The sequence below is a fragment of the Streptomyces sp. NBC_01233 genome, from assembly GCF_035989305.1.
GTDB lineage: Bacteria > Actinomycetota > Actinomycetes > Streptomycetales > Streptomycetaceae > Streptomyces.
The window spans coordinates 373,656-385,668 of the sequence record NZ_CP108514.1; the positions used below are offsets into that span (position 1 = coordinate 373,656).

Genomic DNA, 12,013 nt, shown 5'->3' on the forward strand with positions numbered 1-12,013 from the left:
GCCTTCCCGGCCGACGCGACCCTCCCGGCCGAGGTGACCCTCCCGGGCTCCGTGACCGTGCCGGCCTCCCTGGTCCCGTACCTCCTGCTCATCGGCCTCGTCGTCGTCGAGCGCCTGGCCGAGCTGATCACGGCCCGCCGCCACACCGCCTGGAGCCTGGCCCGGGGCGGCCGCGAGTACGGCCGCGGCCACTACCCGGCCATGGTCGCCCTGCACGCCGCGCTGCTGGTGGGCTGCGTGGTGGAACCCTGGGCGGCCGGCCGGCCGTTCGTCCCCCTGCTCGGCTGGTCGGCCCTCGGCGTCGTCGTGGCCGCCCAGGGCCTGCGCTGGTGGTGCATCGCCACCCTCGGACGGCGCTGGAACACCCGCGTGCTCGTCGTCCCCGGCCTGCCGCTCGTGGAGGCGGGACCGTACCGCCTGCTGCGCCACCCCAACTACGTGGCCGTGGTCGCGGAAGGGGTCGCGCTGCCGCTGGTGCACACGGCCTGGCTGACCGCACTGGGCTTCACCGTGCTCAACCTGCTCCTGCTGCGCGTCCGGATCGGCTGTGAGGACGCCGCCCTGACGGACGGCGGCCGGCTGCGCGCGCCCGCCTCCGTCCCGTCCGCGGGGGCCGCCCCGTGATCGACCTGCTGATCGCGGGCGGCGGTCCGGCCGGGCTGGCCACCGCCATCCACGGCGCTCTCGCCGGCCTGGAGGTGGTGGTCGTGGAGCCGAGGCCCACGCCCATCGACAAGGCCTGCGGGGAGGGCCTGATGCCGGGCGCCGTACGCCGACTGCTGGAGCTGGGCGTTCCCGTGGCCGGGCAGCCGTTCCACGGCATCCGCTACGTCGACGGCGTGAGCGGCCGGCACGCGGAGGGGCTCTTCCGGTCCGGCCCGGGGCTCGGCGCCCGGCGGACGGTGCTGCAGGCCGCGCTGGCCGAACGCGCCGCACAACTCGGCGTACGGGTGCTCCGGCAGCGCGTCGACCAGGTGCGCCAGGACGTCCACCACGTCAGCGCGGCCGGACTCACCGCCCGCTACCTCGTGGCGGCCGACGGCCTGCACTCCCCCGTCCGGCGCGGGCTCGGCCTCTCTGCGCCGGCCGCGCCCCGCAGGCCGGCCCGCTACGGGCTGCGCCGCCACTACGAGGTCGCTCCGTGGAGCGACCTCGTCGAGGTGCACTGGTCCGCGCGGTGCGAGGCCTACGTCACACCGCTGGGACGCGACCGGGTCGGCGTGGCCGTACTGACCGCCGAACAGGCCCCGTTCGACGTACAGCTCGCCCGCTTCCCCCTGCTGGCGGAGCGGCTGGGCGCCGGGGCCGCCGGTACGCCGGTGCGCGGGGCCGGGCCGCTGCGCCAGGGGGCCCGCGTACGGGTGGCGGGGCGCGTGCTGTTCGTGGGAGACGCGGCGGGGTACGTGGACGCGCTGACCGGCGAGGGCCTGACCCTGGCCGTGACGGCGGCGGGCGAGCTGGTGCGCTGCGTACGGGCGGGTCGGCCGCAGGCGTACGAGCAGGCCTGGCGGGACCTGTCGCGCAGTTACCGCACCCTCACCGCGTCCCTGCTCTGGGCCCGTCACCAGCCGCGGCTCGCACCGCGGATCGTTCCGCTGGCCGCCCGGCTGCCACGGGTGTTCACGCGGGCGGTGAACCTGCTCGCATGACACGGCACCCCGCGCGCGGGGCGCGGGGTGCCGGTCGGGCGGAGGGTGCGCGGGTCAGGCCGAGTTCTCCTGACGGTTCCTCAGGGCCAGCCCGGCGAGGACCGCGCCGGCCGCCGCGCACAGCACGACGGTGACGCCCGCCCAGGCCAGGGTGCCGCCCACGGCGCCGGCCAGCGGGTCGAAGCCCGCCGATCCGCCGAGCACGTGCAGGGCCACGACTCCGGTGCCCGTGACCGCGCCGGCCCGCCACACCCCGGGGGTGTCCCGGAGCGCCACGAGGGCGCCGATTCCCAGGCAGAGCACCGTGACGAGGAGGGGCAGGAAGTCGGCGGGGGCCGCGGACGGCAGGGCCGTCAGGTCGGCCGGCAGGTGCAGGGCGCCACTGACCAGCAGGGCGAGCGCCACCGGCCAGCGCAGTACGTGCCGCAGCGCCGGGGAGCCGGCCGGTTCGTCGACGGGTGCGGTGCGTCGGCGCGGCTCCTGGTGCCGCTCCTGGTACGGCGCGTCGTACAGCTCCCTGTACGGCAGCTCGTACGGCTCCTCGAACCGCTCGTCGTACGGCTCGTCCTCGGGCTCGTGGTGGCGCTCCTCGTCGTCCGGCTCGGGGGGCCCGGGGGGCCCGGCGCGGCGCTGCCGGTCCGCCGTGCCGGGCTCGTCCTTCCCGAGGATGGTGACCAGCAGGGCCACGTCCTCGATGGACCGTCCGACGGCGGCGGCGCGCAGCGTGATGTCCGCTTCGACCACCTCGTGCGGGGGCTCGCCCAGGAGGGCGACCATCCGTCGTACGTCCTGTACGGGCCGGGTCACGGCGGCCGTGCGCAGCGCCTCGTGTCCGGCGTCGGGCAGTCGGCCGCCCTCCTTGAGGAGGCTCACCAGGGCGGTGACCTCCTCGAGGGGACGGCCGGTGGCCGCCGTGTCCAGCAGGGTCCGCATGCGCTGTGTGTTCGGCGCGTCCGGCGCGTCCGGTGCGGTGGAGTCGGGGGTCCCGCGGCGGTCTTCGTGTGGCGTCGTCGCGAGGGTTATGGGGTCATTCATGGAAAGCTCCGTTCGCCGACGCGCGGGTCTACACATCGCGCGCCGGTCATCGTGCGTCATGGGAAGCGCACGCTTTGTTACATTGAGTGCCAGTTCTGCTCACTGCGCCATTCGGGGCGGGCAAACGGGGGTCTCCATGCCGGACCGCCCCGGCCCGCCCGGGTCCTCCGGGGTCCTCCGGGGAAAGGTCGTCGGGGTGACCGCCATGCGCCAGGTCCGTCGCCGGTTCGCACTGCTGCTGCCGGTGGTGCTGCTCCTGCTGGGCGCGGCCGCACCGCCGGAGCGGCCCGCTGCTGACACGGGTCCCGTCGCGGGCACCGACCGGGGGCCCGTACGCGGCCGGGCGCACGGCGCGTACAGCACCTTCGAGGGGATCCCCTTCGCCACTCCCCCGACCGGTGCACTGCGCTGGCGGCTTCCGGAGCCGGCGCCCCGGTGGGAGGGCGTGCGCGACGCCGGAGCGCCCGGTCCGCGCTGCGTGCAGCTCCCGGCGATCGGGCCGGGCGGGCCGAGCGGCTCCGAGGACTGCCTGTACCTCAACGTCACCGCTCCGGCGGGCGGCCGCGACGCCGGGGGCCGGCTCCGGCCCGTCATGGTCTGGTTCCACGGCGGCGGCTTCTTCAGCGGCGCGGGTGATCCCTACCGGCCGGACCGGCTGGCCGTGCGGGGCGGGGCCGTGGTGGTAACCGTCAACTACCGGCTGGGCGTCTTCGGCCTGTTCGCCCATCCGGAGCTCGGCGGGGCCCCCGACTTCGCCCTGGCGGACCAGCGGGCGGCGCTGCGCTGGGTGCGGGCGAACGTGGAGGGCTTCGGCGCGGACCCGCGCAACGTCACCGTTTTCGGTGAATCGGCGGGGGCCCTCAGCGTCTGCGCCCACCTCACCTCCCCGGCCTCCGCGGGCCTCTTCCAGAAGGCGATCGTGCAGAGCGGGTCGTGCTCGACCACGGTGCCTCCCCGGTCGCTGCTGCCCGGCCTCGGCGCGTACGAGCCCTTCGTGCCCGAGCGGCGGACGGTCGAGGAGGGTGTCCTGGCGGCGGCCCGGCTCGGCTGCGGGCGGCCCATCGGAGTGCTGGACTGCCTGCGCCGCCTGGACTCCGGCGCCCTCGCGACCGCCGAACTGATGCAGCGCTTCTCCCTGGTCTCCTACGGCAACGGCACGCTGCCGATGGAGCCCCGGCGGGCGCTGGCGGCCGGACGGTTCCACCGGGTGCCGGTGATGCAGGGCGCCACGCAGGACGAGATGCGCCTCTTCCTCGCGCAGACCCTGGCCGCGTATCCGATCGGCGACGAAGCCGCGTACCAGGCCCGGCTTGAGCTGTCCTTCGGCGCCTCGGCCGCCCGTGCCGTGGAGGCCGGCTATCCGGTGTCGGCCTACCCGACGCCGGCGGTGGCCTGGGCCACCCTGCTGACGGACGCGTCGTTCATCTGCCCGGCGTTGCGGGACGGCGGGGCGCTGGCCCGGCACGTGCCGACGTTCGAGTACCGGTTCAGTGACCGCGACGCGCCCAACTTCACCGGTCTGCCGGAGGTGCCGGGGCTGCCGTACGGCGCGGCGCACGGCTTCGAACTTCCCTACCTGTTCACGATGGCTCCGCTGACCGACCCCCAGCAGCAGCTCGCGGACCGGATGACCGGCTACTGGACCGGATTCGCCCGCACGGGCGTCCCTGCCGTGCCGGGAGCCCCGCAATGGGCGCGCCACGGATCGGCGGCGGCGGTGCTGTCCCTGGCTCCGGGCGCGGGCGGGATCCGTACGGTGGACGCGGGGGCCGAACACCACTGCGCGCTCTGGGACGCGCAGTGGCCCGGGGTCACCACTTCTGGGTGATGACGGTGTATTCGTCGGTGCGGAGCGTGAGGGTGCCCGTGTCGCCGTAGACCTGGCGTCGCCATGCGGTGAAGACGTCGGCGATCCGGCGGGCGTCCTCGGCAGCGCCCTTGCCCACCTCCCTGGTGGTGAAGGTGATGCGTGCCTCGCCGACCGTGCGGACCTTGCGGACGCGGGTCTCCCTGACACGGATGTCGGCGTCCTGCTCGGTGCGGCGCCTGTCGTAGTGGGCGTTGAAGTCCCGGGTCATGTCGAACCAGTCCGCCGGGCCACAGGGGCCACCGCCGTTCCCCATCTCGCCGTCGGTGGGCGGACCCTCGTATCCGCCGGTCTCCTGGTCCGTCGGCGGACCGGCGGGGGCTCCCGTGTCCTCGTCCGTGGGCGGACCCGCCGGGGCACCGGTGTCCTCGTCCGTCGGCGGACCGGCGTAGCCGCCCGTCTCCTCGTCGGTCGGCGGACCGGCGGGGGCTCCCGTGTCCTCGTCCGTGGGCGGACCCGCCGGGGCACCGGTCTCCTGGTCCGTCGGCGGACCGGCGTCCCCGCCGGTGCCCTCGTCCGTCGGCACGTCGAGGTCGCACTCGGCCGGCGCGAGCGTGGGGACGGCGGCGGGCGGCGCGGCCTGCCCCGCCCGGGTGGTCCCGCACCCCGCCAGAACGGCGCACAGGAGCCCCGCCACCATCACGCGTCCCGTCACGGACCTCGCTGCGATTGCCACGACCATCCCCCTTTGGTCAGCAAGAGGCGATCCCGGTCGTCCCGGTTCCGCCTCGATCAGCCGGCCTCCATCAGCGCTCTGCCGCTGGCGGTGGCAGGGGACATGGGCTGCCCGGTCGCCTACCTTCCCGGGCTGACGATGCGACGGATCGCCGATCTCCATCCCGGCGAGGCCAAGACCGACGCCCGCGACGCGTTCGTCATCGCGGACGCGGCCCGCGTCATGCCACACACCCTTCGCTCGGTCGATCTCGAGGACGAGACCATCGCCGAGCTGGAGATGATCGTGGGGTTCGACGACGACTTGGCCGGCGAGGCCACCCGGATCAGCAACCGGCTTCGCGGCCTGATGACACGGATCCACCCGCATCTGGAACGAGTCCTCGGCCCGCGGATCCAGCACCCGGCCGTCCTGATGCTGCTGGAACGGTTCGGGTCCCCGGCCCAGATCCGCAAGGCCGGACGTCGACGGCTGATCACGTTGATACGTCCGAAGGCGCCGAGGATGGCCGAGCGGCTGGTCGAAGAGATCTTCACCGCGCTGGACGAACAGACCGTCGTGGTCCCGGGCACGGACGCGGCCGCGCTGATCGTCCCGAGCCTGGCCGGCTCGCTCACCGCCGTCCTTGACCAGCGCAAACTCTTGGCCGCTCGGATTGAGGAAGTGTTGGAGAACCACCCTCTTTCCAAGGTCCTGACGTCCATGCCGGGGATCGGCGTCAGGACCGGAGCCAGGATCCTCATCGACGTCGGCGACGGCAGTTCGTTCCCCCACCCGGATCTCAGCGACAAAGCCGGTGACCGGCATCGGGCCGCCGGTCACCCGGTACCGGTGGAAGTACTGTCCATCGTCGAGCTCCGCGCCATCCCCACCCGCACACCGCCCGGAAGGCCTCGGCGCGCGAGCGGTGGGCGCGGCCGTCGTAGGCCGGGACTTGTCCGCTGCGGCTCAGTTGACGGTGACGGTGTACGTGATGCGCTCGGGCGCCTGGGAGGGGGTGGTCGCCCCCGTGGTCGGGGTGGCGGAGGGCCCGGTCGTCTCGGGGGGCAGGGTGGAGGTGTTGCCCTGGCAGGTGGTGAAAGTGCAGTGCAGCAGCGTGAACCGGGTGGTCCCCTTGCCCTTGGCCTCGAAGGTGAAGGTGAGCCGGCCACCGGCACCGGCCACCGCTTCGCCGCCGGAATCCGACGCGTAGACCTGGCCGCGGCTGACCAGCACGGAGCTGTCGGGCTTGGGGTCGACCAGGTACCAGTACTCGCGGGTTGAGGCGTTCTGGTCGACCGTGAGCGTGAAGCGCTCGCCCGGCTCGGCAGTGATGCTGGTGTCCTTCACCGGGCGGCTCGCGGAGCCGCCGGCCGGTTCGTCGGTGCCGGACCCGCAGCCCGTGGCGAGAGCGAGGAGCGCGGCCGCCGCGATCGCTGCACCGCTCCTGCCACCGCAAAAGACATACGCCGTACTCGTTGGGGAGATCACTGTTGCAAACCTTGCCCGCGTAGCCGTTGATGAAGTCGTCCTCGCTGACCCAGGGGGTCCAGCCCCAGGGTTGTACACCTGAAGCATGTCACCCTCCTGGGCGATGATGGTCATCGCGTGAGCGCCCTCCTCGCCCGAGACGTCGACAGGAACCGGCCGCCCGTGTGCCACCGACTTCTCGGCCTCGGTAAGGACCGCCCTGCGTTCGGAGGCGCTGCTCAGGTCCTGGCGCTCGTAGTCGGTGCGGTGGCACTGCCGACGGCGGTGTCGTTGACCCGTCCCTGCCCCTCCGGCCCCACGCCGCCCCAGCTCTCACCGCCGTCACCGCCACCAGGCGCTGCTTGAAGGCGTCGCGGTCGCTCTGCTGCCCGCCGGAGCCGCCGGGGCCGAGCCGTTGTGCCGGACAGGACTCCGAAGCGGGGTGGGCGGTGGCGTGATCACCGGCAGGTGATCGACGCGATCGCGTTCAAGTACCGCGCCGGGACGCCGTGGATGAACCTGCCCGAGCATTTCGGTTCCTCCGGAAGTGGGCCGCCGACGGCACCTGGGAGAAGGTCTTCACCGCGCTGCTCGCTCAGGCCGATGCCGAGGGAGACCTCGACTGGGTCATCGCGGTCGACTCCACGATCGTCCACCCCCACCAGCACGCCGCCGGGGCCCGTCAAAAGGCGGGCGGCAGCGGCCGTCCGTGGCCCGGCCGCCCGGCGGCCATTCGCGACAGGCCGCGCAGCGCACGGCTCGTGCGACCGCACTCTCGCGGCCGGGCGTCCGCCGCATGCAGCACAGGGCCGCTGCTGATCACCAGCCGATCAGGAAGCCGGGCGCAGTGAGCGGAGTCGGTCCGCTACGTCGTACACGGTCAGGCGCAGGGCGCGGATGTCGGTGATCAGGTCGCGCCACGGTTCGAAGGCGGCGTCGATGTCCTTGCCGGAGGCCTTGATGTAGGCGACGGCGACGCCGTAGCCGAAGTACTCGTTCCGGGCCGGCAGCGGGCGGGTAAGGACGATCTGCTCCAGCAGCGCCGCCGCCCGCCAGTACGCGTCCGGCTCGTCCGTCCCCCAGGACGGGGTGTTGACCCGGTGGCGGGCGACCGCGGCGACCAGACCCGAATAGTCCATGACGCCGAGGTCCTTGCCGAGGAGTTCCTCCTGACGGTCCAGGAGCCAGCGGATGTCGATGTGCAGTTCCAAGGGTCAGGCCGCCCGGGTTCCGCCGGACGCGGGCGGTGCGCCGAACTCCGTGTCGAACTCCGTGTCGAACTCCGCGTCGAACGCGGCCGCGACGCCCGGTCGGCCGACCGCCTCGCGGAACGCCGCCGTGGCCCGGCCCAGGGCGAGCTGGTTCTCACCCTCGATGGCCAGTTCCGCCAGATAGGCAGGCATGCTCTTGCCGTGGGCGGCAGCCAGGGCGGCAAGGCGGTCCCTGGTCTCGAAGTCGATCTTCACAGTGGTATCAGCTATGCCCCGAGTATGCACGCATGAATACCTTCACGAATACCCTTTCGGGAATCCGCCGCCTCCGTCCGCACGGGGCCTCCGACGCGAGCCGTCGTCCGCCTGGGCGGCCAGGAGCAGAACCAGAGCCCTGGAGTGGGTTGCGCCCAGCGCGGTGACCACCGCTTCGGCGGACATGCCGTCGTCGCGCAGCGCGCCGACGGTCTCCGGAGTCAGCCCATTCGCTGCGGTTCCACATGCCCGGCATGGCGCCGACGGGTTCGAACCCTGCGTTCGGATCGTCGCTGTGGGGTCATGTCCCCCTTCGTGGTGTAGCCGATCACTCGGTGGGCGCGTTGGTGGCGTTGGGTGGTGCGGGGGCGCTTTTAGGGAGCTCGGTGGGGTAGATCTCGTCCATGCTTCCCTCGGGCAGGTAGCGGCGGGGGAAGGCGATCCATTCGTCGTGCAGTTCGAAGAGCACGGCTGTGACCAGTCGCAGGAGGGCGTCGTCGTTGGGGAAGACCTGGACGACGTCGGTGCGGCGCTTGATCTCGCGGTTGATCCGTTCGAGCGGGTTGGTGGACTGGATCTTCTTCCAGTGCCGTTCCGGGAAGGCCGCGAAGGCGGTCAGGTCGTCCTTGGCGTCCAGGAGCATCTGTTTGACCTTGGGGAACTGCTTGCCGAGCATCTCGGCGACGGTGTCGAGCTGGGTGCGGACCGCGTCCTGGGTGGGCTGGGCGAAGACTGTGCGGATGGTTGCGGCGACCATCTCGGTCGCCTCCTTCGGAATCACCGCGAAGACATTTCGCAGGAAATGAACACGGCATCTCTGCCACGCGGCGCCGAGCATGACCTTGCGGATCGCCTTGACCAGGCCGGAATGGCTGTCGGACAGGACCAGGCGGACCCCGGTCAGGCCGCGTTCGCGCAGGGAGCGCAGGAACTCGGCCCAGAACGCCTCGGTCTCGCTGTCGCCGACCATGACGCCCAGGACCTCGCGGCCGCCGTCCTCGGTGATCCCGGTGGCGACGACCACGGCGCGAGAGACGATCTGGTGGTTCACGCGTGCCTTGCAGTAGGTGGCGTCCAGGTACATGTAGGGGAAGCGGGTGTGGTCCAGCGGCCGGGTGCGGAAGGCGGTCAGCGGCTCGTCCAGGTCCGCGCAGATCCGGGAGACCTCGCTCTTGGAGATCCCGGTGTCCGCGCCCAGGGCCTTGACCAAGTCGTCCACCGACCGGGTGGACACGCCATGGACGTAGGCCTCCACGATGACCGCGTACAGGGCCTGGTCGATCCGGCGCCGGCGCTCCAGCAGGCTGGGGAAGAAGCTTCCGGCGCGCAGTTTGGGGATGGCCAGCTCCAGGTCGCCGGCCTGGGTGGTGAGCGTCTTCTCGCGGTGCCCGTTGCGCAAGGCGGTACGGGCCTCGGTGTGCTCGTTCCAGCCGGCACCGATGTGGGCAGCGGCCTCGGCCTCGATCAGCTCCTGCAGCATCCGCTCGGCGATGCCGCGGACGAGTTCGAGTCCGTCTGCCGAGCGTAGTGACTCCAGCAGGCGTAATAGGTCAGACTGGGACAGGGCCACCTCGCACCTCCGTTGTTGAACTGGCCGTTCAATACGGAGAGTTGCATGGTGGCCCACCTCATGCGCAGAGAGCGCGAGCCCTCCGCGGGTGTGCGCCCGGCGAGCAAGCCCGCGCACACCTCACCCTTGATCGGCTACACCACGTGGCGGGACGCCATCCGCTGTGGACCAGGCAGATCAGACGGCGCCGAAGGACTGCGGCGTGGCGGGCCTGAATGGCGATGATGTCCAGGACGACCTGGGCGTCTTGGCGCGCGCAGCCGGGCCGGCGGCGCCGCGGGCTCGGGTGGCGGCTCGGCGCTGCAACGCCTCGAACGACAAGCGTCCCGCTTCGGCGTCCCAGACGACCAGTTCGCCATCGAGGGCCGGGCCGTTCGGCAACTGTGCCTCGGCGGCCGCCACCAGGTCCGGCCACCGGTCCTGGACCGGCGCCCCGCGGCGGGTCTGCACCTGCACGGTGCCGCCCGGGCCGGCCGCGGTGAACACGAGCGCCAACGGCGTCCGCTGTGACATCGCGATGGTCCGGACCCCGGACGGTCACAGCCGGCTCGAGCCGGCGAAGTACCGCAGCCCCGCGGTGATCAGCGCCGGGCCTCGCAACCGACCCCTGTTCGTCGGCGTGGCGCTGACCGCCGGGGCCGGAACCGCCAGCCTCGACCGCCCAGCCGTCGGGGCTGATGTCCTTGGCGATAAGGGAGTCGCCCGGGATGTTGGGCGCGCGCTGGCGGTCGGCGGGGACCGCGGCCTCGGCCGGGGCCGGCTGCCCGGGGCCGCGGCGGGGGTGGTGGTGGAGCGGGAGCGGGCTGCGGCCGGGGAGACCACAGCCCGGCACGCGGGCGCGGGCGGCACGGGCGCCGGCGTCGTCAGGAAGTGGAGGGTCGCGTCCACGAGACAGCCCACCAAAGCAGTACGCGAGGTCTGCCCACAGCGCGCCCTTGTCCGCCGCCGCGGCGGGAGCGGGCGCCGAGCGGAAACCGCGGCCGGGCTGTTCGGAGCGGGAGCAGGTGGCGCAGCAGCAGCGGCCATGATGACGGCGGCGACGGCCTGGTCGACGCCGGCGCCGGTGGCGTGTGCGGCGGTGAGGATCCGGGCGACGTCGATACCGGCGGCGTCGAGACCTGCCATGGGAGGCGGCGATGTCCGGCCAGGCCGGGGAGGCGAGGATCGCGTCGCACGCCAGGCCCTCGGGCATCGCCCGGCGCAGGATCTCGGCCCACCGGTCGATTCGGATGCCTGCCGGTCGCCGGGGACGTCTGACCGGGGGGCGGTGCCCGGCGGGGGACGACGGGCCGCCGGGCGGACTGGTTCAGACCAGCGCGTTCTTGTAGAAGATGCTGGAGCGCCGGTCGCCCTCCACCCCGGTGGCGAAGCCGATGAAGAGGCGGGCCTCGCCGGCGTCGGTGCGGTAGATCGCCAGGCCCTCGGGCTCGCGGTGGTGGAGGGTGGAGCCGGCCTTGGTAAGGACGGGGCCCTGCTTCACGGTGCCCGTGTTGATGTCGATGCTGGTGACGTAGGAGTTGCCGTCGCCGGTGGGAGTGCCGTCGCCGGGGTACGCGTCGCCCGTCAGGTAGTACATGTACGAGCCGTAGAGGGTGTAGCCCTGTGGGGTGCCGGAGATCGTCGGCTGCTTGAAGTCGACCAGCGGCGAGCCGAAGCTGCGCGTCTCGAAGGCGGAGAGAGGATACACCGCGATGCGCTTGCCGGCGCTGGTGTGATAGCGAACGATCATGCGCTGGTAGACCGGGTCAACGGAGCAGGTGTACTCGGTGGCCCCGGAGATCGGCCGGTAGGCGGCCGCGGCAGCCGGCGAGTCCAGGGTGGTGTTGGCGGTGTAACGAATGGGGGCGAGCGCGGTGCCGTACCCGCTGGTGTTCGCGTCGCACTCGATCCACAGCTCGGTGCCGGAACCGCTCGGCAGCGCGGCGAAGGCGACGCCGTGGCCAAAGCCGTTGAGGTGCATGTACGAGATGTAGTTCCCGTCGAAGTCCATCTTGTTGATGCACAGGTCACCGGCGGACTCGTCGCTTCCACTCCGCTTGGTCGCCACGAACAGGAACTTGTTCACCCAGTCGAAGGCGAAACTCTGCTGGACCCGCGCACCGTGCGTGTCCTTGGACCGGAACAGGTCGTACGACGGCTCCGAAAGATCGAACCGCTTGGTCACGGTCACATCGGCCGAAGCGGTCTGAGCACCGGCGCCAAGCCCGAGCGCGGCAAGTGAGGCGCCAACACCGGTGCGTATGAGGCCGCGGCGGGAGAGGGAGAAGCCAGGGGTGCGATTCATGGGGGCCTCCGAGGGCA

Annotated in this window: 12 protein-coding genes and 2 pseudogenes; 6 read left to right on the top strand and 8 right to left on the bottom strand. The window is 72.6% G+C overall.

What is annotated here, in order from left to right; translation table 11 throughout:
- Window positions 1-69 precede the first annotated feature (69 nt).
- On the top strand, window positions 70-624 hold the full coding sequence (locus tag OG332_RS01900; RefSeq protein ID WP_327419074.1) for an isoprenylcysteine carboxyl methyltransferase family protein: 555 nt from the start codon (window positions 70-72) through the stop codon (window positions 622-624).
- Window positions 621-1,649, top strand: coding sequence for an NAD(P)/FAD-dependent oxidoreductase (locus tag OG332_RS01905; RefSeq protein ID WP_327411775.1), 1,029 nt, complete (start codon window positions 621-623; stop codon window positions 1,647-1,649). The genes OG332_RS01900 and OG332_RS01905 overlap by 4 nt, the downstream gene beginning before the upstream one ends.
- A gap of 54 nt (window positions 1,650-1,703) precedes the next feature.
- On the opposite strand, the gene OG332_RS01910 is transcribed toward OG332_RS01905, so the two are convergent.
- On the bottom strand, window positions 1,704-2,684 hold the full coding sequence (locus OG332_RS01910; RefSeq protein WP_327411776.1) for a hypothetical protein: 981 nt from the start codon (window positions 2,682-2,684) through the stop codon (window positions 1,704-1,706).
- A 205-nt stretch (window positions 2,685-2,889) separates the two neighbouring features.
- Here OG332_RS01910 and OG332_RS01915 point away from each other — a divergent pair, with 205 nt between their 5' ends.
- On the top strand, window positions 2,890-4,512 hold the full coding sequence (locus OG332_RS01915; protein ID WP_327419075.1) for a carboxylesterase/lipase family protein: 1,623 nt from the start codon (window positions 2,890-2,892) through the stop codon (window positions 4,510-4,512).
- Here the strand turns inward: OG332_RS01915 and OG332_RS01920 are convergent.
- Complete coding sequence (locus OG332_RS01920) at window positions 4,496-5,227, bottom strand: hypothetical protein (protein WP_327411777.1); 732 nt, start codon at window positions 5,225-5,227, stop codon at window positions 4,496-4,498. The two genes, OG332_RS01915 and OG332_RS01920, sit on opposite strands and share 17 nt — an antisense overlap.
- Before the next feature lie 12 nt (window positions 5,228-5,239).
- On the opposite strand from OG332_RS01920, the pseudogene OG332_RS01925 reads away from it, so the two are divergent.
- A pseudogene (locus OG332_RS01925) lies at window positions 5,240-5,998 on the top strand (IS110 family transposase); the annotation flags it as partial.
- Window positions 5,999-6,175: 177 nt separating this feature from the next.
- On the opposite strand, the gene OG332_RS01930 reads toward OG332_RS01925, so the two are convergent.
- The gene (locus OG332_RS01930; RefSeq protein WP_327419076.1) at window positions 6,176-6,556 is read right to left on the bottom strand and encodes a protease inhibitor I42 family protein; all 381 of its coding nucleotides are present in this window, start codon (window positions 6,554-6,556) and stop codon (window positions 6,176-6,178) included.
- 629 nt (window positions 6,557-7,185) lie between these two features.
- Between OG332_RS01930 and OG332_RS01935 the strand changes: the two genes are divergently transcribed.
- Window positions 7,186-7,527 (top strand): hypothetical protein, encoded by a 342-nt coding sequence (locus tag OG332_RS01935; RefSeq protein WP_327411778.1) that lies wholly within the window; start codon window positions 7,186-7,188, stop codon window positions 7,525-7,527.
- Here the strand turns inward: OG332_RS01935 and OG332_RS01940 are convergent.
- The 4 genes from OG332_RS01940 to OG332_RS01955 all read right to left on the bottom strand — a co-directional run bounded on the left by OG332_RS01940 (window position 7,507) and on the right by OG332_RS01955 (window position 10,225).
- A complete protein-coding gene (locus tag OG332_RS01940; protein WP_327411779.1) occupies window positions 7,507-7,887 on the bottom strand; it encodes a toxin Doc in 381 nt (126 codons plus the stop codon). The genes OG332_RS01935 and OG332_RS01940 overlap by 21 nt on opposite strands.
- 3 nt (window positions 7,888-7,890) lie before the next feature.
- The gene (locus OG332_RS01945; RefSeq protein ID WP_327411780.1) at window positions 7,891-8,142 is read right to left on the bottom strand and encodes an antitoxin MazE7; all 252 of its coding nucleotides are present in this window, start codon (window positions 8,140-8,142) and stop codon (window positions 7,891-7,893) included.
- A gap of 328 nt (window positions 8,143-8,470) precedes the next feature.
- Window positions 8,471-9,712: an IS256 family transposase gene (locus tag OG332_RS01950; RefSeq protein WP_327411484.1), complete on the bottom strand. Its 1,242-nt coding sequence runs from the start codon at window positions 9,710-9,712 to the stop codon at window positions 8,471-8,473.
- A gap of 177 nt (window positions 9,713-9,889) precedes the next feature.
- On the bottom strand, window positions 9,890-10,225 hold the full coding sequence (locus tag OG332_RS01955) for a hypothetical protein (RefSeq protein WP_327411781.1): 336 nt from the start codon (window positions 10,223-10,225) through the stop codon (window positions 9,890-9,892).
- Between OG332_RS01955 and OG332_RS47745 the strand changes: the two are divergent.
- Window positions 10,197-10,319 (top strand): annotated as a pseudogene (locus OG332_RS47745) (VOC family protein); the annotation flags it as partial. The gene OG332_RS01955 and the pseudogene OG332_RS47745 sit on opposite strands and share 29 nt — an antisense overlap.
- A gap of 699 nt (window positions 10,320-11,018) precedes the next feature.
- On the opposite strand, the gene OG332_RS01960 reads toward OG332_RS47745, so the two are convergent.
- Window positions 11,019-11,996, bottom strand: a complete 978-nt coding sequence (locus tag OG332_RS01960; RefSeq protein ID WP_327411782.1) for a phage baseplate protein — start codon at window positions 11,994-11,996, stop codon at window positions 11,019-11,021.
- Window positions 11,997-12,013: the final 17 nt, after the last annotated feature.